This is a genomic window from Brevundimonas sp. SPF441, assembly GCF_009661015.1.
GTDB lineage: Bacteria > Pseudomonadota > Alphaproteobacteria > Caulobacterales > Caulobacteraceae > Brevundimonas > Brevundimonas vesicularis.
In genome coordinates this window covers 24,373-49,335 of the sequence record NZ_WJWX01000013.1, presented here as the reverse complement: position 1 = coordinate 49,335, position 24,963 = coordinate 24,373, and the positions used below count along the sequence as shown (strand labels likewise).

26 protein-coding genes are annotated in these 24,963 nt (G+C 65.3%); 10 read left to right on the top strand and 16 right to left on the bottom strand.

Annotated features, from left to right (window positions below):
• Positions 1-40 precede the first annotated feature (40 nt).
• The 3 genes from GGC30_RS09200 (at position 41) to GGC30_RS09190 (ending at position 2,724) form a co-directional block, all read left to right on the top strand.
• Positions 41-1,723 carry a lysine--tRNA ligase gene (locus tag GGC30_RS09200; protein ID WP_153923576.1) on the top strand — a complete coding sequence of 561 codons (1,683 nt, stop codon included), beginning with the start codon at positions 41-43 and terminating at the stop codon, positions 1,721-1,723.
• Positions 1,724-1,783: 60 nt separating this feature from the next.
• Positions 1,784-2,173, top strand: a complete 390-nt coding sequence (locus GGC30_RS09195; protein ID WP_153923575.1) for a hypothetical protein — start codon at positions 1,784-1,786, stop codon at positions 2,171-2,173.
• Between the two features lie 77 nt (positions 2,174-2,250).
• Positions 2,251-2,724, top strand: coding sequence for an SH3 domain-containing protein (locus GGC30_RS09190; protein ID WP_153923574.1), 474 nt, complete (start codon positions 2,251-2,253; stop codon positions 2,722-2,724).
• A gap of 61 nt (positions 2,725-2,785) precedes the next feature.
• Here the strand turns inward: GGC30_RS09190 and GGC30_RS09185 are convergent, their stop codons facing one another.
• The 5 genes from GGC30_RS09185 to GGC30_RS09165 form a co-directional block, all read right to left on the bottom strand.
• Positions 2,786-3,421 carry a helix-turn-helix transcriptional regulator gene (locus GGC30_RS09185; protein ID WP_153923573.1) on the bottom strand — a complete coding sequence of 212 codons (636 nt, stop codon included), beginning with the start codon at positions 3,419-3,421 and terminating at the stop codon, positions 2,786-2,788.
• Positions 3,422-3,463: 42 nt separating this feature from the next.
• Positions 3,464-3,904, bottom strand: a complete 441-nt coding sequence (locus GGC30_RS09180; RefSeq protein WP_153923572.1) for a hypothetical protein — start codon at positions 3,902-3,904, stop codon at positions 3,464-3,466.
• A gap of 90 nt (positions 3,905-3,994) precedes the next feature.
• Positions 3,995-4,345, bottom strand: a complete 351-nt coding sequence (locus GGC30_RS09175; RefSeq protein WP_153923571.1) for a hypothetical protein — start codon at positions 4,343-4,345, stop codon at positions 3,995-3,997.
• A 176-nt stretch (positions 4,346-4,521) separates the two neighbouring features.
• On the bottom strand, positions 4,522-4,917 hold the full coding sequence (locus GGC30_RS09170; RefSeq protein WP_153923570.1) for a PaaI family thioesterase: 396 nt from the start codon (positions 4,915-4,917) through the stop codon (positions 4,522-4,524).
• Positions 4,914-5,414, bottom strand: coding sequence for a PaaI family thioesterase (locus tag GGC30_RS09165; protein ID WP_228763689.1), 501 nt, complete (start codon positions 5,412-5,414; stop codon positions 4,914-4,916). Before GGC30_RS09165 ends, GGC30_RS09170 begins: the two co-directional genes overlap by 4 nt.
• 46 nt (positions 5,415-5,460) lie before the next feature.
• Here GGC30_RS09165 and GGC30_RS09160 point away from each other — a divergent pair, with 46 nt between their 5' ends.
• Positions 5,461-6,492, top strand: a complete 1,032-nt coding sequence (locus GGC30_RS09160) for a ligase-associated DNA damage response exonuclease (RefSeq protein WP_153923569.1) — start codon at positions 5,461-5,463, stop codon at positions 6,490-6,492.
• Between the two features lie 3 nt (positions 6,493-6,495).
• Here GGC30_RS09160 and GGC30_RS09155 read toward each other — a convergent pair whose 3' ends face one another.
• On the bottom strand, positions 6,496-8,118 hold the full coding sequence (locus GGC30_RS09155) for a response regulator (protein WP_153923568.1): 1,623 nt from the start codon (positions 8,116-8,118) through the stop codon (positions 6,496-6,498).
• A gap of 192 nt (positions 8,119-8,310) precedes the next feature.
• Between GGC30_RS09155 and queC the strand changes: the two genes are divergently transcribed.
• From queC to GGC30_RS09140, 3 genes are read left to right on the top strand one after another with little or no spacing between them, the layout of a single operon-like run.
• Entirely contained in the window at positions 8,311-9,042 is a 732-nt protein-coding gene (queC, locus tag GGC30_RS09150) for a 7-cyano-7-deazaguanine synthase QueC (RefSeq protein ID WP_153923567.1), read from the top strand.
• The gene (gene queE, locus GGC30_RS09145) at positions 9,039-9,674 is read left to right on the top strand and encodes a 7-carboxy-7-deazaguanine synthase (protein ID WP_066554954.1); all 636 of its coding nucleotides are present in this window, start codon (positions 9,039-9,041) and stop codon (positions 9,672-9,674) included. The genes queC and queE overlap by 4 nt, the downstream gene beginning before the upstream one ends.
• Positions 9,674-10,042 (top strand): 6-carboxytetrahydropterin synthase, encoded by a 369-nt coding sequence (locus GGC30_RS09140; RefSeq protein ID WP_153923566.1) that lies wholly within the window; start codon positions 9,674-9,676, stop codon positions 10,040-10,042. Before queE ends, GGC30_RS09140 begins: the two co-directional genes overlap by 1 nt.
• A 1-nt stretch (position 10,043) precedes the next feature.
• Here GGC30_RS09140 and GGC30_RS09135 read toward each other — a convergent pair whose 3' ends face one another.
• Positions 10,044-10,322, bottom strand: coding sequence for a hypothetical protein (locus tag GGC30_RS09135; RefSeq protein WP_153923565.1), 279 nt, complete (start codon positions 10,320-10,322; stop codon positions 10,044-10,046).
• Between the two features lie 55 nt (positions 10,323-10,377).
• Positions 10,378-11,226 carry a thioesterase family protein gene (locus GGC30_RS09130; RefSeq protein ID WP_066552004.1) on the bottom strand — a complete coding sequence of 283 codons (849 nt, stop codon included), beginning with the start codon at positions 11,224-11,226 and terminating at the stop codon, positions 10,378-10,380.
• Positions 11,227-11,406: 180 nt separating this feature from the next.
• Here GGC30_RS09130 and GGC30_RS09125 point away from each other — a divergent pair, with 180 nt between their 5' ends.
• From GGC30_RS09125 to GGC30_RS09115, 3 genes are all read left to right on the top strand, one after another.
• Complete coding sequence (locus GGC30_RS09125; RefSeq protein ID WP_153923564.1) at positions 11,407-11,895, top strand: helix-turn-helix domain-containing protein; 489 nt, start codon at positions 11,407-11,409, stop codon at positions 11,893-11,895.
• Positions 11,896-11,944: 49 nt separating this feature from the next.
• Positions 11,945-12,646 carry a helix-turn-helix transcriptional regulator gene (locus tag GGC30_RS09120; protein WP_370451934.1) on the top strand — a complete coding sequence of 234 codons (702 nt, stop codon included), beginning with the start codon at positions 11,945-11,947 and terminating at the stop codon, positions 12,644-12,646.
• Between the two features lie 61 nt (positions 12,647-12,707).
• On the top strand, positions 12,708-13,058 hold the full coding sequence (locus GGC30_RS09115) for a VOC family protein (protein ID WP_153923563.1): 351 nt from the start codon (positions 12,708-12,710) through the stop codon (positions 13,056-13,058).
• A 6-nt stretch (positions 13,059-13,064) separates the two neighbouring features.
• Here the strand turns inward: GGC30_RS09115 and GGC30_RS09110 are convergent, their stop codons facing one another.
• The 8 genes from GGC30_RS09110 to GGC30_RS16555 all read right to left on the bottom strand — a co-directional run bounded on the left by GGC30_RS09110 (position 13,065) and on the right by GGC30_RS16555 (position 24,666).
• The gene (locus GGC30_RS09110) at positions 13,065-13,754 is read right to left on the bottom strand and encodes a response regulator (RefSeq protein ID WP_194943569.1); all 690 of its coding nucleotides are present in this window, start codon (positions 13,752-13,754) and stop codon (positions 13,065-13,067) included.
• Positions 13,755-13,918: 164 nt separating this feature from the next.
• Positions 13,919-16,252, bottom strand: coding sequence for a TonB-dependent receptor (locus tag GGC30_RS09105; RefSeq protein WP_153923561.1), 2,334 nt, complete (start codon positions 16,250-16,252; stop codon positions 13,919-13,921).
• A gap of 193 nt (positions 16,253-16,445) precedes the next feature.
• On the bottom strand, positions 16,446-18,371 hold the full coding sequence (locus GGC30_RS09100; RefSeq protein ID WP_153923560.1) for a S9 family peptidase: 1,926 nt from the start codon (positions 18,369-18,371) through the stop codon (positions 16,446-16,448).
• 85 nt (positions 18,372-18,456) lie between these two features.
• On the bottom strand, positions 18,457-19,668 hold the full coding sequence (gene mnmA / locus GGC30_RS09095; RefSeq protein ID WP_153923559.1) for a tRNA 2-thiouridine(34) synthase MnmA: 1,212 nt from the start codon (positions 19,666-19,668) through the stop codon (positions 18,457-18,459).
• Positions 19,669-19,759: 91 nt separating this feature from the next.
• Complete coding sequence (locus tag GGC30_RS09090; RefSeq protein ID WP_026108337.1) at positions 19,760-20,044, bottom strand: DUF1153 domain-containing protein; 285 nt, start codon at positions 20,042-20,044, stop codon at positions 19,760-19,762.
• A gap of 172 nt (positions 20,045-20,216) precedes the next feature.
• On the bottom strand, positions 20,217-21,974 hold the full coding sequence (flgE, locus tag GGC30_RS09085) for a flagellar hook protein FlgE (protein ID WP_194943568.1): 1,758 nt from the start codon (positions 21,972-21,974) through the stop codon (positions 20,217-20,219).
• A 48-nt stretch (positions 21,975-22,022) separates the two neighbouring features.
• Positions 22,023-22,751, bottom strand: a complete 729-nt coding sequence (locus GGC30_RS09080) for a flagellar hook assembly protein FlgD (RefSeq protein WP_153923558.1) — start codon at positions 22,749-22,751, stop codon at positions 22,023-22,025.
• 4 nt (positions 22,752-22,755) lie between these two features.
• Positions 22,756-24,666: a flagellar hook-length control protein FliK gene (locus GGC30_RS16555; protein ID WP_228763688.1), complete on the bottom strand. Its 1,911-nt coding sequence runs from the start codon at positions 24,664-24,666 to the stop codon at positions 22,756-22,758.
• Positions 24,667-24,963: the final 297 nt, after the last annotated feature.

The window sequence follows — 24,963 nt, the reverse complement described above, 5'->3', positions numbered from 1 at the left end:
CGCGGTTGACCGGGCGGGATGCAGACTGCAAACCGCCGCCATGCTTCAGAACCTCGAAACCCTCGCCCGCGAGGCCAAGTCCTGGCCCTTCGAACAAGCCCGCAACCTGCTGGCCCATGTTCTGAAGAAACGGCTGGGCGAGACCGAGCGAGCCGAAGCGCGCGCCCTGATCGACGCCGGCAAGGCGGATCAAGCCTTGGTGGCCTTTCCCGCCTTGCAGCGCCCAGTGATCCTGGAGACCGGCTATGGCCCGTCGGGCCTGCCGCACATGGGCACCTTCGGCGAGGTCGCCCGCACCACCATGGTGCGCAACGCCTTTCGCGCCCTGACCGGCGACCACTGGCCCACGCGCCTGATCGCCTTCTCCGACGACATGGACGGCCTGCGCAAGGTGCCGGAGGGCGTGCCGAACCCGGAGATGCTGCGCGAGGACCTGCATCTGTCGCTGACGCGGGTGCGCGATCCCTTCGGCACGCACGACAGCTTCGGCGCGCACAACAACGCCCGCCTGCGCGCCTTCCTCGACAGCTTCGGCTTCGACTATGAGTTCATGTCATCGACCGAGACCTACAAGTCGGGCCGGTTTGACGCGACGCTGCTGACGCTTCTGGAACGGTTCGACGCGGTCCAGGCCATCATGCTGCCGACCCTGGGCGAGGAGCGCCGCGCCACCTATTCGCCCTTCCTGCCTATCAGCCCGATCACCGGCCATGTGCTGCAGGTCCCGACCCTGGCGCGCGACGTCGAGAAGGGCACGATCACCTTCGAAGACCCCGCCGGCGAACCGGGCAACCGCACCGAGGTGCCGGTCACGGGCGGCCATGTGAAGCTGCAATGGAAGCCCGACTGGGCCATGCGCTGGGTCGCGCTGGATATCGACTACGAGATGTCGGGCAAGGACCTGATCGAGAGCGTGCGCGAAAGCTCAAAGGTCTGCCGCGCCCTGGGCGGCACCCCGCCTGAGGGCTTCAACTACGAGCTCTTCCTCGACATCGAGGGCAAGAAGATCTCCAAGTCCAAGGGCAATGGCCTGACGATGGACGAGTGGTTGCGCTACGGTACGCCCGAGAGCCTGTCGTGGTACATGTTCCAGTCGCCGAAGTCGGCCAAGAGCCTGCACTTCAACGTCATTCCGCGCGCCATCGACGACTATCTGGCCTTCATCGAAAGCTACAAGACCCAGGAGCCGGCCAAGCGGATCGACAACGCCGTCTGGTCGATCCACGCGGGCGATCCGCCGACCCACACGTCGCCGGTGTCCTTCGCTTTGCTGCTGAACCTGGTCGGCGTGGCCAACGCCTCGACCAAGGACCAGCTGTGGGCCTATTTCGCCAAATACCTGCCTGACGCCACGCCGCAGAACGAGCCGTTGCTGGACCGGCTGATGGACCACGCGCTGAACTACTACGATGACTTCGTGAAGCCCTCGAAGTCCTATCGCCTGCCGGATGACAAGGAGAAGGCGGCGCTGCTGGACTTGGCCGAACGACTGAAGGCGCTGCCGGTCGACACCACCGATGGCGAACTGATCCAGAACGAGGTCTATGCCGTCGGCAAGGCGCATGCGTTCGAGCCGCTGCGGGCGTGGTTCGGCGCGCTCTACGAGGTGCTGCTGGGCGCCAGCCAGGGGCCGCGCTTCGGTTCGTTCGCCGCTATCTACGGCCTGCCGCAGACGATCGCCCTGATTGAGGCGGGCGCAAACGGAGAACTGGCGCAACCTTGACCTTGCGTCAGGGTTGTTGCGTGATGCCAGCCTGAAGGGACGTAGCCGGGGGAGGCGAGGTTGCGTTACGAGATCGACGAGGCGAACAGGGTCCTGATGCTCGACCTGGTCTCGGCCGGGTCAGCCGACCGCGTGCTGAAAGCCACGGTCGATCTGATCACGCAAAGGTCTGAGCTCTGCAACTGGGACTGGATCGTCGAATGCGAACCCATGACCGACGATGCCACGGTCCAGCATCTGGCGAAGCTGGCTGAGGCCTGGGGGCCGCCGCCGCCGGTCGAGGCGGTGACGGTTTTCGTAACCCACGACCGCATGCTCCATCTGTGGGCGCGCGTGCTGGACTTCCAGTTCGTGCGCCGGAAACACTTCATCGAACGCGACATCGATATCGCCAGACGATTTGTCGCTCGCCGCCAGTCCGCGCGCATGGCCAAGATGAACGGAAAATAACGGCGAAGCTCCGGGAGCCTTCAGGTTCGTCCGTGCATTCTCTCCTCATCGGCAAACGCGCTGACAGGAGAAGAGTTATGTCGAACAAGATTTTCAAGATCGGTCTGGCCACCGCTGCCGCCTTGGCCGCCATGGTGACCGCCGCCCCGATGTCCGCCCAGGCTCAGGCCAACGGCGTGACAAACTGTGACGCGCCTGGCGGTCGCCAACGTGCAGGCGCCCTGATCGGCGCCGTCGTCGGCGGCGTGGTCGGCTCGAACCTCGCCCGCAACGAGCGCACGGCCGGCACCATCGTCGGCGCCGGCGCCGGCGCCGCCGCCGGTTCCTATATCGGCTGCAACCAGCAACGCGCCCGTGCGGCATCGGCTTCTAGCGGCGCCCAGTATCGCGCTTCGTCGAACCTGCGCATCCGCAGCGGTCCCGGCACCAACTATCGCCAAGCCGGCACGCTGTCGGCCGGCCAGCCCTTCACCGCCATTGGTTCTCAGGGTGAATGGGTGCAGATCGCAGGCGGCGGTTGGGTGAACGCCCACTACGTCACGGCCAACTGAGTTCAGTTCGCCGTTAATCGAAAGCCCCGTCCGGTTCGCCGAGCGGGGTTTTTGCTGTGCGTTACTGGCTGACCCAGAGGATGCGGGCCATCCATTCGATCTCACGTCGGGGCACAACCCTTGGCGGATAGTCGGGATTGATCGAGGCCAGGGTGACGGCGCGGCTGGTCAGGCTGGTGACCTCCTTGGCCACGGTTTCTCCGCTGGTCAGGCGAGCGACAACGCGGTCGCCCCGCCGCACCTGCGTCGCTTCCTGATCGACGATGACGCGGTCGCCTTCGCGATAGAGGGGCGACATCGAATCGCCAGTGATCTGAAGGCTGAACAGGGTGTCCTTGGCGCGCGGCAGGTCGGTCTGATCCCAGCCTTCGCCGACCGGCAGGCCAGCGTCGTCGAAGAACCCGTCCTGACCCGCCTTGGCCAGACCCAGCAAGGGCACGCTCGTCGTCGCCTCCGGCGCGTCCTCTGCCAGCACCGCAAACTCCGACAGCGACAGGCCCGTCGCCTGAAGCACCAGCGTCATGCTCTCCGTCGAGGGCCAGCGCGGACGCGGCGGATCGCCGGGCCCGAAGCGCTTTGAAGGATTGAAAGTCGTCGCATCCAGACCGGCCCGTCGCGCCAAGCCCGACGGTGTCAGACTCTCACGCCGCGCCAAGGCGTCGACGGCCTTCCAGAGCTTGGCGTGGGATAGCGGCATGGACTTCCAGCGACCGATTCGTCGCTAGAATACGATCGGATGCTAGGAATTTCTACCTATCAACGTCGCCGCGCGGCGCTCTTGCCAAGCATAAAATGTGCCAACAACGATGCAGCCGATGATCAGATAGCCGTTGAGATTCATGACTGTAATCAATGAACTCACCAAGCCGGGTCGATCAGTTATCATCATTAGATGAGACATGACCGTGATAAGTTGGATCCCGCTTGCCCAAACGGGCCAAGATCGTCGATGTCTCCAAGCTATCCCGATGAACATGCCTAAGACTGCAAGATCGATCAGGAACAAGCCTGCCGGCAATCCACGAAAACCGGTACCTTCCTGAAGCGCGATGGATGCAAACCAAGCTGAAAGGTAGGCACCAGCGCCGATGCGCTCGGCATTGCCGCCCTTCAAGAACGCGAATAGCGCCATGCAGACCATGAATACGGCACCGACAATGGCGTAAGCGACATTGACCATAACAAATCGCCCCCGAGCGGATTGCGCGGGGGCGATAATGACCGAAGTCAGTTAAAACTAAAATGTCGATCAGCCAAGCTTACTGCGAATTCACGCGACGCGGTGGAGATGCGGAGCCGCCGAGGCGACTTTAGGGTCCAACCAATCGTCGGGCTTGGCGATCGGGCCTGCGGCATAGGTGCCGAAGCCGAGGCGCCGGTGATCTTTTTGCAGTTCGGCGTGGCAGGCCACGATGGATTCACGCGCGGCCGAGAGGGCGGCGATCGTTTCCATGGCCTTGGCTTGCGACATCGTGCCCGAGACCGGCGACAGCGACAGAGCGGCTCTAGCGCCGATGAAGGATTGAACCAGCGTGGTCGCCTGGGTGATCGCGGCGTCAATCGCGAGTTCGGTAGCATGCAGATCGCCAGCAACGCTGGTGACGACTTCAGTGCGGTCCATGAAAGCCCCTCAAAGACAGGTTTACAAGAACCGTATGGTTATCACGTCTTAACCCTGTTTGGTAGAGCAATCTTTACCATATCGACAATCGCGCGTTGAAGCGCCGCCATAAGCACGGCGTTGAAAGCCAATCATAGCAAGAAGTCGGCGCGAATCAGCGCGCTAGGGCGCGGTGATCAGTCCTGGTTGTCCAGCAGGAAGTGTGCGGTAAGGGACGCAATAGGCTGTTGACGTTCTTCCTGCCAGGCCTCCGCGTGCACATGGGCGACGCGACGACCCGCCCGGCTGATGCGAGCACGCGCGAAGACGTCGATCGGTCTGCCGGTGCGTAGATAGGCGACCGTGACATTGATCGGGCGAGGCAGTCGCGGACCAGGAAAGCTGAGCGCCACCTGAGCCATCGCCGTCATTTCCAGAAGGGCGGCCGTCGACCCGCCGTGCAGGGCGGGCAGCATCGGATTGCCGATCAGCTTGTCGTCGAAGGGCATGATGACGGTAACTTCGTCGCCGCTGACCAAGGTCTGAAGGCCAAGAAAGCGAGCGTAGGGCATGCGGTTCAGGATGTCGGTCATGCCGCCGCTCCTTTTGCATGGGGCGCCCGCTCGCGGGTCTGGTTGAGGATATAGGCGGCTTGCGCTGCGGCGACCGGATCGGCGGGATCGTCCTCGAAAGCCCAGGCGCGCACGAAGGCGATGCTGGGCGTCAGTCGGAAACATAGGCCCTGCGCCAGCAGGTCCTGACGCGGCCTTGCCGCGCGCATGTAGTCGACGCGCAAATCCAGGGTGGCGATGGGCTGGAAGGCGTCCATCGCAGTCCACACCGCCAAGCCGCCGATATGATCCAGCAAGGTCGTCACCAGACCGCCCGCGAAGACGCCGCTGTCGGGATCGCCGACCAGATCCTCACGCCACGGCACGCGGATCCGGGGCTCGCCGTCGTGAAGGCCGTCGAAGGTGAAGCCCAGGGCGCCGGTGTGGGCGGCGCCGGCGGCCAGTTGCGGCAGGATGGTGGTCAGGAAACTCTCGTGCATCGTGCGGACTGAACCTGTTGCGCCGATTTTCGGGGTCATCCTCTATGGGGCGGCGACCCGACGGCGTCGAGAGCGTTACCGCAAGATGATCCGCCCCGAAGACCTGCTGCATCCCACGCCCGCTGGCCTCTACTGCCCGCCGGGAGATTTCTACATCGACCCGGTTCGGCCGGTGGATCGCGCCGTCATCACGCACGGCCATGCCGACCACGCGCGCGCCGGTCACGGGGCGGTGCTCGCGACGCGCCAGACCCTGGCGATCATGGCTGAACGTTATGGCGCGGATTTCACGCTGCAGCCCCAATCGGTGGAATACGGCGAGGCGACCGCGATCAATGGGGTCGATCTCAGACTGGCGCCCGCCGGCCATGTGCTGGGCTCGGCCCAGGTCGAGGTGCGCTGGAAGGGGCTGATCATGGTCGTGTCCGGCGACTATAAGCGCCGCCGCGATCCGACCTGTGCGCCATTCGAACCTTTGCCCTGCCACGTCTTCATCTCGGAGGCGACGTTCGGCCTGCCGGTCTTCAGCCATCCGCCGGCGGAGGAGGAGGTCGGGCGGCTGGTGCGTTCGCTGGGACAGTTTCCCGAGCGGGCGCATCTGGTCGGCGCCTATGCGCTGGGCAAGGCGCAGCGGATCATCCGTCTGCTGCGCGAGGCCGGATGGGACCGCACCATCTATGTCCACGGTGCGCTGGAACGGCTGAACGCCTTGTACGAAAAAGAAGGGGTCGATCTGGGCCCGCTGGCGCCGACCCGCGATCTGCCGAAGAATGCACTGGGCGGCGAGGTCGCCATCGCACCGCCATCCGCCATCCAGGATCGATGGGCGCGTCGGTTCGCCGATCCGGTCACGGCCTTCGCTTCAGGGTGGATGGGGGTGAAGGCGCGGGCGCGCCAGCGCGGCGTGGAACTGCCGTTGGTCGTGTCGGATCATGCCGACTGGAACGAACTGACCGCGACCTTTACCGAGATCAGGCCAGAGGAAATCTGGATCACCCACGGCCGCGAAGAGGGTCTGCTGCGTTGGGCCGAGATCAATGGGCAAAAGGCGAGGGCGCTGCGTCTGGTCGGCTACGACGAAGAGGACGAGGAGGCGCTGGACGTTCGTCCCGACTGAGGATCAGGCGACGGCGCGACCGGATTGGTCCTGTTCTTCTGCGTCTTCGTGAGCGGCGGAGATGGCGGCGTTCATCGCCATACGCAGGCGTTCGGGCTTGATGGGCTTTTCGACGACGGCGGCCATGCCGATCGAGAGATAGTGTTTGGCGTCTTCGGGGTCCGCATTCGCGGTCAGAGCCACGATCGGCACGCGGCCGACGGCGCCGGGCAGGGCGCGAATGGCCTGCGTGGCCTGAACCCCGTCCATCCGGGGCATCTTGATGTCCATCAGGACCAGGTCGTAGCGGCTTTCCTGAACGGCCTGAAGCGCCTCCAGGCCGTCCTCGGCCAGTTCCGAGCTGCACCCGAACATCTCGCACAGCGCCTGGGCGACGACGCGGTTGGTGGCGTTGTCGTCGACGATCAGGATGTGCGGCGCGGATTTCAGGTCTAGGCCCGACAGATCCGACACGTTCGATTGCGCTTCCGCCTCGACCACAGCGCGGGGCGCGGTCAGGTCGAAGGCGAAGGTGGCACCGCGTCCCTTGTTGTTCTCGGCCCAGATCCGGCCGTCCATCCGGTCGATGACCTGACGACAGATCGAAAGGCCCAGGCCGGCGCCGTCGGGACCGGATCCGTGGACGAAGGGTTCGAAGATGGAATCGACGCGTTCCGGCTCGACGCCTGGGCCGTCGTCGCGAATGCGGGCTTCCATACGAATGCGGTCGCCCTCGACCCAGGCCTTGAGACCCGCCTCGACCACGCCGTTGCGGGCAAACTTCAGCGCATTGCCGATCAGGTTGTTGAACACCTGCTTCAGGCGCATGCCGTCGATGACGGCCGCCAGTTCGGTGTCGCCTTCGTAGCCGACGAGCAGGGTCACGCCGTCCTGAGAGGCGCGCGGCTCCCACATCGACTGGATATCGTCCATGATGGCGCGCAGAGCGGTCGGCTCGGTCTTCAGCTCCAGTTCGCCGGCCTCGGCCTTGGACAGGTCCACTGCGTCCTGGAGGATGCGCAGCAGGGTCTCGGACGAATCCACGATGGTCTGGACGTGCGCCTGAGCCGCCGTATTCAACGGCTGGCGGCGGAGCAGTTCGGCGACAGCCAGGACGCCGTTCATCGGCGTGCGCAGTTCGTGGCTCATGATGGCCAGGAACTGGCTCTTGGCGCGGGCCGCGGCGATGGCCTGGGCGCGGGTGTCGCTGAGGATCGCGGCCTGTTCGGCCAGTTCCGCATTTTGCTCGCGCTGACGCGTGTTGACGGCCTGCAACAGGGTGGCGGCGGTGCCTACGCCCCAATAGGCGCCGTTCTTCGTGACGATGAATCCGCGCAACAGGGCGGCCGGACCGCCCTTCAGCATGATGTCGCAAAAGGCGTCGATGCGGACGCCGGCCTCGACCACGGCCGGCTCAGGGTCCATCGCGAAGGTGATGGGGCGAAGGTCGTAAAGGGCGTGGCCGAAGCGGGCGGCGATTTTCTGAAGGAAGGCGGTGCGTTCGACTAAACCGACGGGACGGTCGCCATCGACCACGGGAATGACCAGCGTATCCGGCTCGCATTCAAAACGCGCCAGAACCTCGCAGCCGAGAGTCGTCGGCGCAACCGGCTTTGGACGCTCGGAAAGGGTCTCGATGGTCGGCATACTGCCTGGAACTCCTACTCATTGTGAGTAAAAGCCCAAATCGCTTGCGGATTAGTTAAGCGGCGTCATCCACGACGCAAATCCGCCTTCTTTGCTCACGGGCGGGGTCTGGTGTATGAGCCCCGCCCGACCCATCTGGGTCTCCATCTCTTTGTGCATGCGCGCGGCCAAACGGCCGACCGCAGATTCGTCATGAGCGTCATCCTGGAAAAGACCTCCCCCACCGCTAGCAAGACGGCCCTGGTTCTGTTCTCCGGCGGGCAGGACAGCGCGACCTGCCTGGCCTGGGCGCTGGAGCGGTTCGAGCGGGTGGAGACGGTCGGGTTCGACTATGGCCAGCGCCATCTGGTGGAAATGCAGGCGCGTCAGTCCGTGCGCGACGGAATGAAGGCGGCCCTGCCGCAGTGGGCCGATCGCCTGGGCGATGACCATGTGGTGGACCTGACCGGATACGGCCGGATCGCCGAGAGCGCCCTGACCGCCGACCGCAAAATTGAAATGGACGCGCGGGGCCTGCCGACCACGTTCGTGCCGGGTCGCAATCTGATCTTCTTGGTCGCAGCGGCGGCGCTGGCGGATCGGCGAGGGCTGGAAGTCCTGGTCGGCGGCATGTGCGAGACGGACTACTCGGGTTATCCGGACTGTCGTCACGAGACGATGGAGGCGATGGCGCAGGCGCTGTCGCTGGGGCTGGATAAGCCGGTCGTCATCGACACGCCTTTGATGTGGTTGACCAAGGCCCAGACTTGGGAACTGGCCAATAGGATCGGCGGCCATCGGCTGATCGCGCTGATCATCGAGGAAAGCCACACCTGCTATCAGGGCGACCGGACGCATCGGCACGCCTGGGGCTATGGCTGCGGGTCTTGCCCGGCCTGCGAACTGCGCGCGGCCGGCTATGACGAATGGGCGTCGCGGCGATGACCTATTCGGCCAAGGAAGTGTTCCTGACGGTTCAGGGCGAGGGCGGACAGGCGGGGCGGCCGGCGGTCTTCCTGCGATTCGCCGGTTGCAATCTGTGGAGCGGTCGCGAGCAGGATCGGGCCAGCGCCGTTTGCACCTTCTGCGACACCGACTTTGTGGGCGTCGACGGCGATGGGGGCGGCAAGTTCGCCACGCCGGACCTGCTGGCCAATCACGTCGCGGCGATGTGGCGCGGGCGTGAAGGCGATCCGAAACTGGTGGTCTGCACCGGCGGAGAGCCCTTGCTGCAGTTGGATGCGCCGCTGATCAACGCGCTGCATGCGCGCGGTTTCGAGATCGCCATCGAGTCGAACGGAACGATTGCAGCGCCAGACGGCGTCGACTGGATCTGCATCAGTCCAAAGGCTGATGCGGATGTGGTGCAGGCGCGCGGGGCCGAGTTGAAGCTGGTCTTCCCCCAGCCCAAGGCCATGCCGGATCGGTTCGAGCATCTGGATTTCGAGCGGTTCTGGCTTCAGCCGATGGACGGTCCGGACCAAGTGCAAAACACCGCCGCCGCCATCGAATACTGCCTGACCCACCCGCAGTGGCGCCTGAGCGTCCAGACCCACAAATACATCGGCGTCCGCTAATGTCCGTCTTCGAAATCACCAAACAGGCGACCTTCGACGCCGCCCACCACTTCCCGAACGAGCCCGAGGGCAGCATCTATCGCCGCGTCCACGGCCATTCCTTCACGGTCGAAGCGACGGTGCGGTCCGAGGTGCTGGATGTCGAACACTGCTGGGTCGCGGACTTGGGCGCGCTGGACCGGGCGCTGAAGGCGGCGGCCGAGACGCTTGATCACGGCATGCTGAACGAGCACGAGGGACTGGAGCTGCCCAGTCTGGAAAACCTGTGCCTGTGGTTCGCCAAGACTCTGAAACCCGAATGGCCGGGCCTTTGCCGGATTCAGGTGGCGCGGCCGACGATCAACGAGCGGTGCGTTCTAAGTCTCTGACTTAGCAGCGTTTGCCCTGACGCTGGCGCTGTTCGCAGCGGCGTTGTTCGCGTTCATAGTCGCGCTGTTCACGCTCGCGACGCAGTTTGGTTTCCTCGTCCGAGGTGGTGAAGGCGTCGAAACCGGCACCGACGACCGCGCCAGTGGCTTTCGCCGTCCCGCCGACGACCGCAGCGGTCCCGCCGACGACGGCGCCGACAAGGCAGCCCTGCAGCATCAGACAACCGCCCAGCACGACGACGACTTGGGATACGGAAACGAGGCGATTTCGACGACGCATGGCGACACTCCAGAGATTTGGAATAGTCGTCGATAATGATGAATGAGGGCTGACTTCAGGCGGGACGTTGCGGCAGCAGCTTGCGGCGTTGGCGCGACAGGGCCAGCGGCGTTCCATCAGCGCCCCAGGCGATCGCCTCGTCCACCGTCCAGCCCAGGCCGAGGTCCAGCATCCTGAACTCGAAGAAGGCCCAGCCGTCCGGCGCGGTCTGGGGCGTTTGATCGGTCAGGATGTCGATGCGCAGATCGACGGTGGTCATGGCGGCTGGCGTTTTGGACGCGGTCCAGGCGGGCGGATACAGCGCGTCCAGCAGGTAGCACAGGCCGACCTCATCCAAGGGGCGGCCGTCCGCCATCCGCATCCAGGTGCGCTCGATCACCGGTTTACCCTCATTGCCGCCCAGGATGTTGGGGCCGCCGTCGAAGCGGTATTCGACGTGCTGGGCGAAGTGCGGCGACATCGGCCCGCGTATGGTGGCCTTCGGGTCCAGCCTGTCCAGCGGCGGGGGCGGCGCGTGCAACGGCGTCAGCGGTGCCGGCGCGGCGTCCAGCCCATAGGTGCCGGTGGCGTGGTGGGTCATTCGCCCGTCCTGCTCGGCCTCGACCGCGGCATACAGGACGTTGCGGCCGCCGCGCAGCAGGCGAGGGCGAAAGGCGACCTGTTCGCCGAACCTTGCCGCTGACAGATATTGGACCGACAGGGTCCGAAGGGGCGCGGTCAGCGCCAGTCCCTGTCGCATCGACTGAGCGCACAGGGCCGCCAGCAGCCCGCCGAACGGAAAGCCCTTCTCCGACGCCATGCTCGATGGGCCGTTCGAGAAATGACCCGGCACGGGCGCGGACAGACCGCCGTCGTCGAGGATCTGGAAGGTAAGGGCGGCGTCGAGGGAAATGGGCGGCGTCATTGCGCAATCCTGCGTCAGGCGAACAAGCGGCGGAAGACCTGATGAAGATCTCCCGCCGAAGTCCAAGGAACAAGGCGGCGAACCGGGAGGCTCGCACGTCCGTTGCGAAACAAGACTGACTTGGAGCGTTCGGATTTGCAACCCTTGCCAAATGCCTGACGCGGCGTCACTTTCGCGCCTATGGGACGCACCGCCGACTACAGCCGCCAAAGCTGCTCCATCGCCGCCACGCTTGAGGTGATCGGCGATCCCTGGACCCTGTTAGTCATTCGCGACGCCTTCAACGGGGTCAGCCGGTTCGAACAGTGGCAAGACAATCTGGGCGTGGCGCGCAATGTCCTTGCCGCCCGGCTCAAAAGCCTGGTCCAGCATGGCGTGCTGGAGCCGCGCCTGTATTCCGAACGCCCACCGCGCAACGAATATGTCCTGACCGCCAAGGGCAAGGATTTGTACGGCGTTCTGGTCACCCTGCATGGCTGGGGCAACAAGCACGTCTATGGCGACGCCGACAGCGGCATCGACATGATCCACAAGACCTGCGGTCACTCCCTGAGCCCGCGCATCGCCTGCGGCTGCTGCGGCGAGATCGTCAAACCCAGAGATATGGTCCTGACCCGCGCGGAGAACCGGCCGACGGTCGGCGACGTGATGCCGAAGGAAGCGGCCTAGGTCTGTTCCTGCTGACGCTTTCTGGCAGCAGGGCTGCTAGGATCGCGGGGTGTCACGCTCCGAACGCCTTCTCGATCTGCTGAACGTCCTGCGCCGGCATCGTCGGCCGGTGAGCGGGCAGGTGTTGGCCGCGGAGATGGGCGTCAGTCTGCGGACGCTTTATCGCGACATCGCCAGCCTGCAGGCGCAAGGCGCGACGATCGAGGGAGAGGCGGGGGTCGGCTATGTGTTGAAGCCGGGCTTCATGCTGCCGCCGTTGATGTTCACGGCGGAAGAGATCGAGGCCCTGGTGCTGGGGTCGCGCTGGGTGGCGGATCGCGCCGATCCGCGCATGCGCGATGCGGCGCTGGCGGCGCTGGGACGGATTTCGGCGGTGTTGCCGCCCGACCTGCGCGACGAGATGGACACGTCGGCCCTGCTGGTCGTGCCGGGCCAGCCGTTTCCGACGGATTTGGTCGATCCGGCCTTGCTCAGGAAGGCGATCCGTACGGAGCGACGGCTGAAGCTGTGTTACCGCGACGAGGCGGGGTCGGCATCCGAGCGTGTCGTCTGGCCGTTCGCCCTGGCCTTCTTCGATCGGGTGCGATTGCTGATCGCCTGGTGCGAACTGCGCGGTGATTTCCGCAGTTTCCGCACCGACCGCATCGTCGAGGCGGAGGTGATGGAGGCGCGCTATCCAACGCGTCGTCAGGCGCTGATGAAGACCTGGCGCGAGGCGCATGAAAGATCGAGATCGGGCGACGGCTGCTGACGGAAACTGGCAGCAGCGAAGGCTAGGATCCGGCGTGTTGGAAACACAAGGGGCTGGGCTGATGCGTGAGATCGAGGACATTCTTTTGGCCGTCGCGGACCCGGAAATCAGCGCGCGCTTCTATGCCAACCTGCTGGGTTGTCGGCCGGTGATGGCGGGACCGGACCGGGCCTTGTTCAAGCTGACGTCGGGGCGGGCGCTGGGGCTGCTGCGGCGTGCCGGCGGTCGGCGCGAGGTATGCGAAGTCGACTTTCCGCTGGAGGGCGCCGAGGCGGTGGATCAGGCGCATATCGACTGGTGGGATCGCGGGGCGCGCATTCTGACGCCGCCAACGAACGCCGCGCCGATCCGCAGCTTCGTGGCAGGCGATCCGGACGGCCATCGGCTGAGGGTCTACGCCGTCGCGGCGTGAGCGCGATCAGACCTCGGCTTCGAGTCGGTATCCGACGCCGCGCACATTGGTCAGCAGGCCGGCGGCGTCTGCGGCGTCCAGCTTGCGGCGCAGGTGGCTGACGTGGCTGTCAATCGTGCGCTCCAGAACCGCCTGATTGGGGAAGCAGGCTTGCATGATCTCGCTGCGGCTGAAGACGCGCAGGGGCGTGCGGGCCATGTGGGCCAGGATGCGGAACTCGGTCAGGGTCAGGTCGAGACGGCGCTTGCCCGAAGGCGTCAGGATCGCCGCCAGATAGTTCTCCAACTGCACTTCCAGGGGACCGACGCGCAGGGTCTTGGCGGCCCGACCGCCGCCGCTGCGTCGCAGGATGGTCTGGATCGAGGCTGTGACCTCGGCCGGTTTGAACGGCTTGGCGATATAGTCGTCCGCCCCGATCCGCAGCGCCTGCAGCTTGTCTGTTGCCTCGTCCCGTTCGCCGACCATGATGACGGGCGTCTCGCCGCGCCGACGCAGTTCGCCCAGCACATCCCAGCCGTCGCGCACGGGCAGGCGGACGCTGAGCAGGGCGAGATCGGGTTTGAGCGACGCATGCAGGTCGGCCGCCTGCTGGCCGTCGGCGGCGACGACAGTGCGAAAGCCGTCCCGACGCAGGGCCGCGTCCAGGATTTCGACGCCCTCGGCGGCGTCATCGGCGATCAGGATCAGGCTGCTCATGGCGTCTCCGAAAGCCGCCATCGCGCCAGATCGTCGCGTCGTCCAGCAAAACCAGACGGCTGCGGTGAAGTTTCATATCGCCGTCGCAAAGCCTTCACGCAGACGAAGAAAAACCCCCTCCCGCCAAGGCGGAAGGGGGCCAGTCGGTCGTTTGGGAGGAACGCTTAGTAGGAGGCGCGCAGCTCGATGCCGAAGGTGCGCGGGTTGTTGAAGTTGCCGTAGTCGCCCAGGGTGTTCCGGTTCGACGGATCGCGGCGATAGACGTAGGTCTCGTCCAGCAGGTTGCGCGACCACAGGGCCACTTCCAGCAGCGGACCGCCGTCGCGGGTCGTGATGTCGGCGATGGCGACGCGGGCGTTCACAACGAAGGACGAGTCGGCCTTGATGGCGAACTGCTCGAAGCTGTGGGCCGCATCGGCGTAGTTGGCGTCGATGTGCGCCTTCAGGGTCGCGCCCATGAAGGGCGAGTTCCAGTCGGCGGCGACGCTGCCGGCGTTCTCAGGCGTATAGGCGATGAAGACCTGCTGCACCTGGCCGTTGAACGGGTTCACCGTGTCCGGCACCTTGGCGTCCGTATAGGCGTAGGAAGCCGACAGGGTCAGGTTGTCGGTCGCCCGGAACTGACCTTCCAGCTCCACGCCGCGGATTTTCGTGGTGCCCGGGGCGTTGATCGTTTCCAGCGTGTTGCGGGTCGAGGCGCCCTGGACGGTTACCAGGCTGAAGTCGATCTGGCTGTCCGTGCGGTCCATGGCGTAGACGGCGGCGTTCAGGCGGACGCGACGATCGAACAGGTCGCTCTTTACGCCGATTTCGTAGGCCTTGACCTCTTCGGGATCGAACGAGCGATAGGTCAGCGAGCGCGAGGAGGCGCCGCCGGCGCGGTAGCCGGTCGAATACTTGCCGTAGACGTTGATGTTGTTGCTGACGTCATAGGCCAGAGTGACCAGCGGGTCGAAGCGATCGACCTTGGAGTTGAAGGTCAGGTTGGTGGCGGCGTTGTTGACGACCTCCAGCTTGCCGTCCTTGTCGTCCCAGGTGTAGCGGCCGCCGACCGTCAGGTGCAGGGCGTCCATGCTGGCCGGGGTCCAGGTCGCCTGTCCGTAGATGGCCTTGGATTCCGAATGGGCGGTCGATTTGCGGTCCAGCGAGCGGAAGCCGCGGATCGTCGGGGTGGGGTCCAGGATGGTGTAGCCCGTGCCGTCGGCGTTCCACTGGTTCGTCGAGGGCGTGGCGGCGTCGTCGGACACCGTTTCCTTGAAGTAGAAGACGCCGCCGACATAGTCGATGCTGTCGCCCAGCGAACCGACGGCCTGCAGTTCCTGGCTGAACTGATGCTGCCAGAATCCGGCCAGCGAATAGCGGCTGAAGCGGCCGTTCGGGCCGACGACCGGCGGACGGTGGGCGCCGGCGATGTTGTCGTACTGTTCGACGTCCAGATCGCGGTAGGCCGTGATCGAGCGGATTTCCAGCGAGTCGGTCGGGTGATACGACAGGTGTAGGTCCATGCCGCGCGTGTCGTCGACGCTAAACTGCTGAGGCACGCCGATGTCGGCCTGCGTCATGCGGTTGGAGCCCTCGACCTGCACCAGGGGAGACAGGGCGCGGATGCTGCCCGAGGGAACCGTAGCCGAGGTGAATGGCACGACGGTCAGGCCGTTCGGGTTGAAGTTCAGCAGCTGGCTGTAGAACGGGGTGTTCTTGTCCTTGCTGATGTCCGCCGCCAGGGTGGCGGTGAAGTTTTCGGCGGGCGTCCAGCGCGTCTGGAAGCGAAGGCCCCGACGGTCATACTCGCCAAAGCCCGTCTGTCCCGGCAGGATGTTCTCGGTCACCGGACCCTGGACCGAAATGATGCCGTCGACCTTGAAGGCGAAGTCGCCGAGAGCGGGGAAGTCGACGTGCAGTTCGGAGTTGTAGGACTCCAGATTGCCCACGCCGGCGATGGCGCGCATGCCGAACACGCCCGTGGGCTTCTTGGTCACCAGCGACAGGGCGCCGCCTTCGGTGTTGCGGCCGAACAGGGTGCCTTGCGGACCCTTCAGGACTTCGACGCGCTCGATGTCGAGCAGGGCGGCGGCCAGGCCGTGCTGGCGGGCCAGATAGACGCCGTCGACATAGACGCCGACGCCCTGCTCGCGGGCCGGCTGATTGGCGTCGTTCGGCACGATGCCGCGGATGCCGATGGTCAAGGCGGACTGACGGGCCTCGAAGGTGGCGATGCGCAGGCTGGGGACGCTGCCGTCGGCCAGGTCCATCAGGCTCTGCACGTGGCGATCGGCCAGGGCTTCGGCGTTGACGACCGAGATCGAGATCGGCGTGTCCTGCAGGTTGGTTTCCCGCTTGGTGGCGGTCACGACGATGTCGTCAAGACCGGCCGGCTCGGCGCTGGCGGCCGTAGGCGCGGTCTGGACCGGAACGGTCTGGGCGAAGGCGGAAACGGGCGCGGCGAGAAGGGCGGTCCCCAGCAGCAGCTGAAGGCGCAGTTTGGTCTGACGATGCATTTTTATCCCCTGCTTAGTCGGGGCGGGGATTACGCCGTCATTGCGATGCGCAGTTTACAGCCGTGCAACAGCCCGATGCATCTTTGATGTCCGAGGACGCGTCAAATCTTCGATGCAAGTACACGATAATTCCACATCGTCTCCACAATCGAACAAACGGAGCGTCGGGCAACGCGCTCCGTCCTCGTGAAAGCTATTTCCTCACGTATTTGTCGAGGAAGGTCAGATACGCGTCCTGGGCGGTGATGCGGTTGTCGCGGCGGCTGAAGCCGTGCCCTTCGTTGGGGAAGACGACATAGTCGACCGGCACGCCGTTGGCGCGGACGGCGGCGACCAGTTCGTCGCTTTCGACCTTCAGCACGCGCGGATCGTTCTCGCCCTGCACGACCAAGAGGGGCTTGTTGATCCCTTCGGTGTGGAACAGGGGCGAGATGCGGCGGTGGCGCTCGGCGTCGGTCGCTGGATCGCCCATCTCGTCATAAAGGGCGATGCGCTGGGCGCCCCACCAGGGCGGAATGGACTCAAGCGTTCGAACCCAGTTGGTCACACCGAAGATGTCCACCCCGGCCGCAAAGGCGTCGGGATGGAAGGCGAGGGCGGCGGCGGTAATGTATCCGCCATAGGATCCGCCCATCACTGCGACCTGATCGTCGGCGACCCAGTCCTGCTGTCTCAGCCAGTCGCCGCCGGCGACGATGTCGCGCAGATCCGCCTCGCCGTGCTTCTTGTCGTCCAGATGGAAGAAGGTCTTGCCGTAGCCGGAGGAGCCCCGGTTGTTGGCACCCAACACAGCATAGCCATGGTTCACCAGGTGCTGGACCATCGCCGAATAGCCGCGTCGGGTCTGGCCGCCGGGACCGCCGTGGACCAGCACGATGGCCGGAGCCGGATTGGCCGCGGACGCGTCCTTGGGCTTGTAAAGCACAGCGGGGATCATGACGCCGCCCTCGCCAGGGTATCGGACGATGGTGGCCTCGACGAGCGCATTTTCGTCGATTGCGGGGTTGAGGGCATGGGTCAAACGTGTGGCCCGCCCGGTGGTCAGGTCGGCGACGAAGACGTCGGCCGGCGAGGTGTCGGACGAGACGGTGAAGGCGATGGTCTTCTCGTCCTCGCTGAACCGGACATTGCCGATATCGCCGTCAGGCAGGCCGGTCATGGCGACAGGCTGGCTGGTCGTGGCGTCCAGCAGGGTCAGTTCGGTCTTGGCGTCGGCGTTCAAGCCCGAGACGCGGTAGCGGCCGCTCGGCGAATAGAAGACGAAGCTGACATCCCAACTCGCTTGGATAAGCGGCGTGTTCGCGCCGCTCGCCAGATCGTGGCGAATGGCCTGCTGAAACTCGCCGTTCTGGTCCGTGCCGATCAGCACGGCCTTCGAGTCTGGCGTGAAGTCGAAGGCGGTGTAGGCGACATTGCCTTCGTGCGGGGTCAGCAGCTTGGGCTCGCCCGGTGCGGTCAGATCGACCAGATAGAGGTCGTTGTTGGCGCTGGTCAGGGCCTTGTCCAGCACCAGCCACCGGCCATCCGGCGACAGGGCGGCCGGTGAGAAACCGCCGGTGTTCTCGAAGACCGTCCGATGCGCATAGGTGGTCGCATCATAGGCGATGACATCAAAGGCCGAGGCGTCGCGTGCATTGGACGTGACGAAGAACGTCTTGCCGTCCTGGCTCCAGCTCAGGAAGTCGGCCTTGACCTTGTCGCCAGGCGTCAGGTCCGTAACTGCGCCGTCCGGCGTCCGCACGAAAAGATGGCTTAACTCGTCGCCGCCGCCGTCCTGAGTGAACAGGATGCGGGCGTCGGAGGGGAAGTAGCTGACGGGATTGATCGCGCTCGTGGTCGAGGTGGTCAGCGGAATCGGATCGCCGCCGGCGACGGGCAGGGCGTAAACATTGAAGACGCCCGTCTTGTCCGACCGGATCAGCACGGACTCGCCGTCCGGTGAGAACGCCTTGGCCCCGCCGTAGCCCAGACCATACGAGACGGTGTCGAAGAACTGGGCCGCCGTATAGGTCGGCGCCGCCGGGCTTGTCGCTGCGGTCGTGGCGGCTTGCGCCCTGGCTGCGGCGGGAAGGGCGGCCATCAGGGCCAGTACGGAAACCAGGCAGGCGGTGGTGCGCATCGGAGCCTCTCATCGGTGGGATGACCGTAGGAGGCGACAGAACACCACGTCGGATGCAAACTGTCTTCGATTTAATGGATCGTCGTTAGGCGACGACCGCCGTCGTGTCGCGAATGAAGCCGCCGCCCAGGACGCGTTCGGTGTCCGTCGGGTCGTACAGGGCGCAGGCCTGGCCCGGCGCGACGCCTTCTTCGCCATCGTTGAAGACGACTCGGATATCGCCGTCGATCAGGGCGAGGCGGGCTGGCGAGGGCTGGCGGGTCGAGCGGACACGGGCTAGGACCGGGATGTTGGCCTCGGCCGCCTCGGTGATGGTCGCCTCGTCGCCCAGCCAGTTGGTTTCTTCCAGCGTCAGACTGGCCGTCAGCAGGGCTTCGCGCGGGCCGACGATGACGCGACGGGTTTCGGGCTCCAGGCTGGTCACGAACAGCGGCTCGCCCACGGCGACGTTCAAGCCGCGGCGCTGCCCGATCGTGTAGTCAGTGATGCCCGCATGCCGGCCCAGCACCCGGCCGTCCATATGCACGATCTCACCGGCCTCACGCCCTTGCGGACGCAGGCGGTCGATCAGGGTGCGATAGTCGCCGGAAGGCACGAAGCAGATGTCTTGGCTGTCCGGCTTGGCGGCGATCTTCAGTCCCAGTTCGGCGGCGACGCCGCGCACCTGTGGCTTTTCCAGATCGGCTAGGGGGAAGCGCAGATAGTCCAGCTGGTCCTGGGTGGTGGCGAACAGGAAGTAGGATTGGTCGCGCGAATGGTCGATCGCCTTGCGCATCTGCGAGCGGTTGCCGGCGACGGCGCGGCGGACGTAGTGACCCGTGGCCATCGCCTCGGCGCCCAGGTCGCGCGCCACGTCCAGCAGGTCGCGGAACTTGACGGTCTGATTACAGCGGATGCAGGGGACCGGCGTCTGGCCCTTCAGATAGCTGTCGGCGAACTGGTCGATGACCGCATCCTTGAACCGGCTCTCATAGTCCAGGACGTAGTGCGGAATGCCGATCATGTCGGCGGCCAGACGGGCGTCGTGAATGTCCTGGCCCGCGCAGCAGGCGCCCTTCTTCTTTAACGCCGCGCCGTGGTCGTAGAGCTGCAGCGTCACGCCGACGACGTCATAGCCGGCCTTGTGCAGCAGGGCCGCGACGACGGTGGAATCCACACCGCCCGACATGGCTGCCACCACGCGCGCGCCGACCGGCAGGCCGACCGCCGCCCGCGCGCTCTCGACCGCCGCATCCATGTCGGTGCGGGCGATGTCGGGAACGGGGCAGAAATCTTCGACCAGGGTCATCGCGGCCATTTAGTGCGGAACCGGCGCGATTTCGAGGCCCGCAAAAGAAAAGGGCCGCACCCGTCGCCGGATGCGGCCCTTAACGTCTTCGGGGAAACCCTCAGGAGCGGTAGCTCTGGATCCGCGTCGTGCGCAGGCCCTGCATGCCCCATTTGTCGATGGCCTTCTGCCAGGCCAGGAACTCTTCGGCCGTCAGGCGATATTTCGCCAGGGCGTCGTCGAGGCTGAGCAGGCCGCCGCGAACGGCGGCGACGACCTCGGCCTTGCGCCGGATCACCCACCGGTCCGTGTTGGACGGCGGCAGGTCGTTGAGGGTCAGGGGCGTGCCAGTCGGTCCGACCACGTATTGTTCGCCTTTGCTATTAAGGCGTCGCTCTTGCAACATGGGCTTATGCCTCTTTCACCAACACCGTAGTGTCATGAAGGTAGGCGTCCCCGACTAAGGTCCGTTTAAGGGTCGTGGTGAAGGAACGGATAACTTCCGCCCCTCCCTGAACGACTCTGTAAACCTTGCTTGCGCGACGATTCATCGAGACTAACGCTTACTTACTCGCCGATCAGCGTTTGATGTTGATCAGCTCGGCCAGCATTTCATCGGCCGTGGTGATGATTTTGGACGAGGCGGAATAGGCGCGCTGGGTGGTGATCAGGCCCGTGAACTCGGCCGACAGATCGACGGTCGAGGACTCCAGCTGCTTGGCTGCGATCTCGCCCGCGCCGCCCGTTCCCGCCGCCTTCAGGTTAAAGGTGCCCGACTGGAGGCTGACGGCATAGGCGTTGCCGGACACTTCACGCAGACTGTCGGGGCTGGGGAAGGTGGCGACCGCGACCTGGGCGATGCGGCGCATGACGCCGTTGTCGAAGATGGCGGTGACGAAGCCGCCTTCGTCGATCTTGATCTCGCTCAGATTGCCGAACGCCGTGCCGTTGGTGACCGTCGACTGCACGACCGAGGCCGTGTTCAGCTGGCTGAGGCCACCGGCCGAGGTGTTGAGGTCCAGCGTGACGGCTTGGGCGGCGATGCCCAGACCGTCAGCCCACGCCACCTGACCGGCCGGCATGGTCAGATTGTTCGGATCGGACTTGCCGAAGTCCAGCGTCGCCATGGTGGGGTCGTCGAACAGACCCGTGCCTGCTGGCCAGGCCTTCATCGTGTCGACGTCCAGGCGACCCGACGGCGTGAAGGCGATCTTGCCGGTCTTGATCTGGCCGTTGGCGTAGGGTGCGCCCGCGATCACGTCGCTGGCCGGCACGGAAACGATTTCCGCATACCAGATGTTCGGTTCGTCGCTCTTCAGGAAGCGGAGTTCCAGGTTGCGCTGGCCGCCCTTGGAGTCCGAAACCGGAATGTTCATCTTGAAGTCGGGCTTCACGCCGACAGGGTTGTCGTCGTCAGCGTTGTACATCGCCATGGAGTTGACCGACGGGTCGTACTTCGTCTTGGCGACGTTTTCGTTGCCCAGGCCGACGTCCGAAAGGTTGAGCGTATAGGCGGGGCCGCTGGCCGGCGTGAACTGGATCTGGGTCGGCGGCGTGCCGATCGCGGTCGCCGAGCCGGCGTTCGCGCCGTTGATGGTCAGTCCAGTGATGGCGCCGGTGGTCGGGTCGAAGGTCGCCGAGGCGTCGACCTTCTGCGAACCGGACTTGATCACCAGATCATGGCTGTTGGCGCCGGTGCGGGTGTAGCGGACCAACACGTCGTGGGTTACGGCCGGCGTCGCCGTATCGGACACGCCCTTGTAGGACTGGGCGCTGGCCGCGGAGGACGATTCCTGGCTCGAACGCAGGTTGGCGTTGATCTGGACGCGAGTGGTCGGTTCGGCGGTGCCGCCGACCGAGCCGATGTTGATCGAGCGCAGGCGCGACAGATCGGACGGATCGGTCGAGATCTCGCCGTTGGAGTCCACTGGCCAGCCTTGAAGATACAGGCCGGCGCTGTTCTTCAGATAGCCCTGCTTGTCGACGGTGAAGGCGCCGGCGCGGGTGAATAGGCGGGTGTCGGTCGCGCCGACGTTCTCGGCCTGGGTCGTGGTGACGAAGAAGCCCTGACCGTTGACGGCGAGGTCGGTGCTGGAGGTCGTGCGCTGAAGCTGACCTTCCTGGCTGACATAGGAGCGGGTGTTGGTGGTCACGCCGCCGGCCGAGTAGCTGCCGCCCGATGCGGTCTGGCTGTTGACCAGGGTCTGGAACTCGCTGGCCGTGCGCTTGTAGCCGACGGTATTCACGTTGGCGATGTTCTGGGAGATCGCCGCCAGGGCGGCGGAGTTGGCGGCCAGGCCGGACACGCCGGCCAGCATTGCACTGTTGAGGCTCATGGAAGAACGCTCCTTAAATAGAGGTCATCGGGAAGGCGGCGGATCGCATCATGCGGCCGCCTCCTCGGTGGGGACGTTCGGATTCTCCGTATCGTCGGTATCGTTGGCCGCCTGGGCCTTGATCTCGTTCAGCGAGATCACGGTCGAAAGCGGAAGGATGGAGTCGCCGATCACTAGGTACGGCGCACCGTTGTACATCTCGACGCCGGTGACCCGGCCCTGGATCAGGGCTTGGGCGTCGACCTTGGCGCCGGCAGCGTCGGTAGCGGCGACCTTGAGGGTATAGACGCCGCCGTCCTCGGCCGTGCCGCCGTCCTTCAGCTTGCCGTCCCAGGAGAAGGTGTGCAGGCCGGACTTCTTGTCGGGCGCCGGGCCTTCCCAGACGACGGCGCCCTTGCTGTCCACGACTTGCAATGTGGCCTTGTCGGCGTCGGCGCCCAGTTCGTAGGCCCAGGTGGCCTTGCCGTCGTTGAATTCGGTCGCGGTCCAGGCGGCGGTGACGCTCTTGCCGATGTAGTTGGCGGCGTTGTCCAGCCCGCCTCCGGCCTGTGCGGCCAGCAGGCTGGTCAGCAGGTCGTTGGTCAGCAGTTGCTGCTCCACGCCGGCCATCTGGGTCAGCTGGGCCGTGAACTGGTTAGAGTCCAGCGGCGACAGCGGATCCTGGTTCTTCATCTGGGTGGTCAGCAGGGTCAGGAAGGTCTCGAAGTTCGAGGCCAAGGCCTTGGTGCCGCCGGTGATGCGGCCCGCTGCGGCGGAGGTTGTGACGGCGTCGACCATGGGGTCAGACCTTCAGATCGACGCGGTCAGGCGTCAGGGAATGGTTGATCCAGGCGCCGGGTGCCGGGATGATGGGCATGTCGGCTTGGGCCGCCAGACGAGAGCCGCCGGCGAACAGGGCGTTGCGCTGCTGCTGGCGCTCGAAGGCGCCGCCGCCCGCAGATGGATCGCGTTGCGAGAAGTCGAGCGCGTCGCCCGCGACTTGGAAGCCGGCCTCCTGAAGCTGGCGACGCAGTTCATCGGCGCGACCCTTCAGATCGGCGGCGGCGGCGGGATTGTCGAAGGCCAGACGAGCGGACAACTGGCCGTCCTTGCCGATCTCCAGGCTGACATCGACGCGGCCCAGATCTTCGGGCGTCAGCACCATGTCGAACCGGGTCGAACGGCCTTCGAGCTTGCGGGCCATTTGCGCGGCGAGTTGGGCGGTGGTCTCGACGGTGGCGCGTGACAGGGTGGACAGGCCCTGAGCATGGCTGGACACGGCGGCCTGTGGGGAAGGCTGCGCATCAACCGGCGCGGGGCTTGCTGTAGAGGCTTCGGGCGACGCTGAATCCGACGTGGCGACGGCGGCAATCGCGGCCTCGGCTGCCTTGGCGGGTGAGGGCGTCGGTTTGGCGGCGACTTCGATCGTGGCGCTAGAAGGGGTGGCGTCTTCGGAGAAGCCCGTCTGAACCGCAGGAACGGCGGTGTCCCCGGTCTGGTCCATTACCGCTTGGAGGCTGCCGCGCAGGGGCGTGGCGGGCTGAAGCGCGATTTGCAACTTCGGCGTATCGGTCAATGCTGCCTTTGCCGGCTGATCGGACGCCTCAGCCGTTTCGACTGTCAAAGACGACGCCGCTTCGGATATCGCAGCGACGACTTCGGCGGGGACAATGATCGACGGCTTGGGCGTCGTCGACGTGACGGCGATCTGGACTTGGGCGGTCGGGATCTGAGCGGCCGCACGGGATTGAGCGATGGGCGAGGGAGCGGCCGGCTTGTCGGTGTTGGCGACAGCGGTCTGGATCGTGCTGGCCGCAGCGTCGAACGTGGCAGGCGCCGGCGGCGCTGCGTCGGTCGGACGAGGCGCTGCTTCGCCCTTTACCGTAACGGCAGGCTTGGGCGTGACTATCGGCTTCGGACCGTCGGTGGTCGTCGACGGCTGAGTGGGCGTGATCCGGGCCTCGGCGGCCTCGACTTCAGCCGGCTTCGCCGCGGCGGGAAAATAGGTCGACGCTTCGGGCGTCAGGATTTCGGAGAGTTCGGAAAGGACTGTTTTAGCGGTCGCGGCCGTCGTGGCGGTCTTCGCTTCAAGGTCTTGGTTGGCAGGCGCCGACGCAGTCTTGGCGGCCGTGTCAGTTGCAGCACGAGGATTTGTAGCGACCGTTATCGTCATCGCCTTGGGCGCAACCAATGCGACTGACGCAACATCTTTGGGAGCTTGTGGGTCGACAAGGATTTCCGCTGCGTCCTCGGAAACGGCCAGCGAGCCCGCGACGACGATCGATTGAGCGACCGGAACGGCCGGCGTCAGTTGCGCGGCTGTAAACGGCGTTGCGGCGACGAGGTCAGGGGTATCGTCATCATTCGCGGGCGTGTCCGTGCCGATCTGCTGCTCGTCGGTACGGGAAGTCTGAGCTGCGGAGTCTGCTATCTCGCCCGAGATCGTAGGGACGCTTTCGGTTGTCGGGGTCGGCGTGTCGGTGCCCGGCTCCGCCGCCATGGGCTGGGCCATGATGACGCCCAGAGACCGAGAGCCCGTCAGACGGCCGGGCGTCATCCGTTCAACAGGCGCGCCGTGGACGCCCGAATTCAGCGCATCGGCGACCTTGCTGGAGAACAGGCCCGCGTCGGCTGACTTTGCGCCCAGCGCGGCAGCCGACGTTCCGGTCGAAACCGGAGCGGCAGGCGCGAGCAGGGCGGAAGCGGTGGACATGGAAGCGCGGCGGCTTTCGTAAGGAGCGACGACGGCGCCTGCTGCGCCCAAGAGTTCGCCACCCTCGACGCAAGGGCCGGGCCAAGAAAATAAGCGAGCAAAAACAATGCAAAGAACAGGGTCGGGGTCGACGGGTCCGCGGCGCGGCGGTCGTTATTGCCGCGCTCTCGCCACTTTTTGCCCGGCTTCGCACGCTGCCGATCAGCGACACGCGGGATGCCCGCAATCCGATTGGCCCGACCTTTGCGCGTCTTTCCCATCATGACGGCCGCCCGATCAACGATCTTGTGGAAAAAC

Coding starts and splice junctions, on each gene's coding strand:
- GGC30_RS09200 (WP_153923576.1), top strand. CDS start 41: ATGCTTCAGAACCTCGAAACCCTCGCCCGCGAGGCCAAGTCCTGGCCC.
- GGC30_RS09190 (WP_153923574.1), top strand. CDS start 2,251: ATGTCGAACAAGATTTTCAAGATCGGTCTGGCCACCGCTGCCGCCTTG.
- GGC30_RS09185 (WP_153923573.1), bottom strand. CDS start 3,421: ATGCCGCTATCCCACGCCAAGCTCTGGAAGGCCGTCGACGCCTTGGCG.
- GGC30_RS09180 (WP_153923572.1), bottom strand. CDS start 3,904: ATGGTCAATGTCGCTTACGCCATTGTCGGTGCCGTATTCATGGTCTGC.
- GGC30_RS09175 (WP_153923571.1), bottom strand. CDS start 4,345: ATGGACCGCACTGAAGTCGTCACCAGCGTTGCTGGCGATCTGCATGCT.
- GGC30_RS09170 (WP_153923570.1), bottom strand. CDS start 4,917: ATGACCGACATCCTGAACCGCATGCCCTACGCTCGCTTTCTTGGCCTT.
- GGC30_RS09165 (WP_228763689.1), bottom strand. CDS start 5,414: ATGACCCCGAAAATCGGCGCAACAGGTTCAGTCCGCACGATGCACGAG.
- GGC30_RS09160 (WP_153923569.1), top strand. CDS start 5,461: ATGATCCGCCCCGAAGACCTGCTGCATCCCACGCCCGCTGGCCTCTAC.
- GGC30_RS09155 (WP_153923568.1), bottom strand. CDS start 8,118: ATGCCGACCATCGAGACCCTTTCCGAGCGTCCAAAGCCGGTTGCGCCG.
- queC (WP_153923567.1), top strand. CDS start 8,311: ATGAGCGTCATCCTGGAAAAGACCTCCCCCACCGCTAGCAAGACGGCC.
- queE (WP_066554954.1), top strand. CDS start 9,039: ATGACCTATTCGGCCAAGGAAGTGTTCCTGACGGTTCAGGGCGAGGGC.
- GGC30_RS09140 (WP_153923566.1), top strand. CDS start 9,674: ATGTCCGTCTTCGAAATCACCAAACAGGCGACCTTCGACGCCGCCCAC.
- GGC30_RS09135 (WP_153923565.1), bottom strand. CDS start 10,322: ATGCGTCGTCGAAATCGCCTCGTTTCCGTATCCCAAGTCGTCGTCGTG.
- GGC30_RS09130 (WP_066552004.1), bottom strand. CDS start 11,226: ATGACGCCGCCCATTTCCCTCGACGCCGCCCTTACCTTCCAGATCCTC.
- GGC30_RS09125 (WP_153923564.1), top strand. CDS start 11,407: ATGGGACGCACCGCCGACTACAGCCGCCAAAGCTGCTCCATCGCCGCC.
- GGC30_RS09115 (WP_153923563.1), top strand. CDS start 12,708: ATGCGTGAGATCGAGGACATTCTTTTGGCCGTCGCGGACCCGGAAATC.
- GGC30_RS09110 (WP_194943569.1), bottom strand. CDS start 13,754: ATGAGCAGCCTGATCCTGATCGCCGATGACGCCGCCGAGGGCGTCGAA.
- GGC30_RS09105 (WP_153923561.1), bottom strand. CDS start 16,252: ATGCATCGTCAGACCAAACTGCGCCTTCAGCTGCTGCTGGGGACCGCC.
- GGC30_RS09100 (WP_153923560.1), bottom strand. CDS start 18,371: ATGCGCACCACCGCCTGCCTGGTTTCCGTACTGGCCCTGATGGCCGCC.
- mnmA (WP_153923559.1), bottom strand. CDS start 19,668: ATGGCCGCGATGACCCTGGTCGAAGATTTCTGCCCCGTTCCCGACATC.
- GGC30_RS09090 (WP_026108337.1), bottom strand. CDS start 20,044: ATGTTGCAAGAGCGACGCCTTAATAGCAAAGGCGAACAATACGTGGTC.
- flgE (WP_194943568.1), bottom strand. CDS start 21,974: ATGAGCCTCAACAGTGCAATGCTGGCCGGCGTGTCCGGCCTGGCCGCC.
- GGC30_RS09080 (WP_153923558.1), bottom strand. CDS start 22,751: ATGGTCGACGCCGTCACAACCTCCGCCGCAGCGGGCCGCATCACCGGC.
- GGC30_RS16555 (WP_228763688.1), bottom strand. CDS start 24,666: ATGTCCACCGCTTCCGCCCTGCTCGCGCCTGCCGCTCCGGTTTCGACC.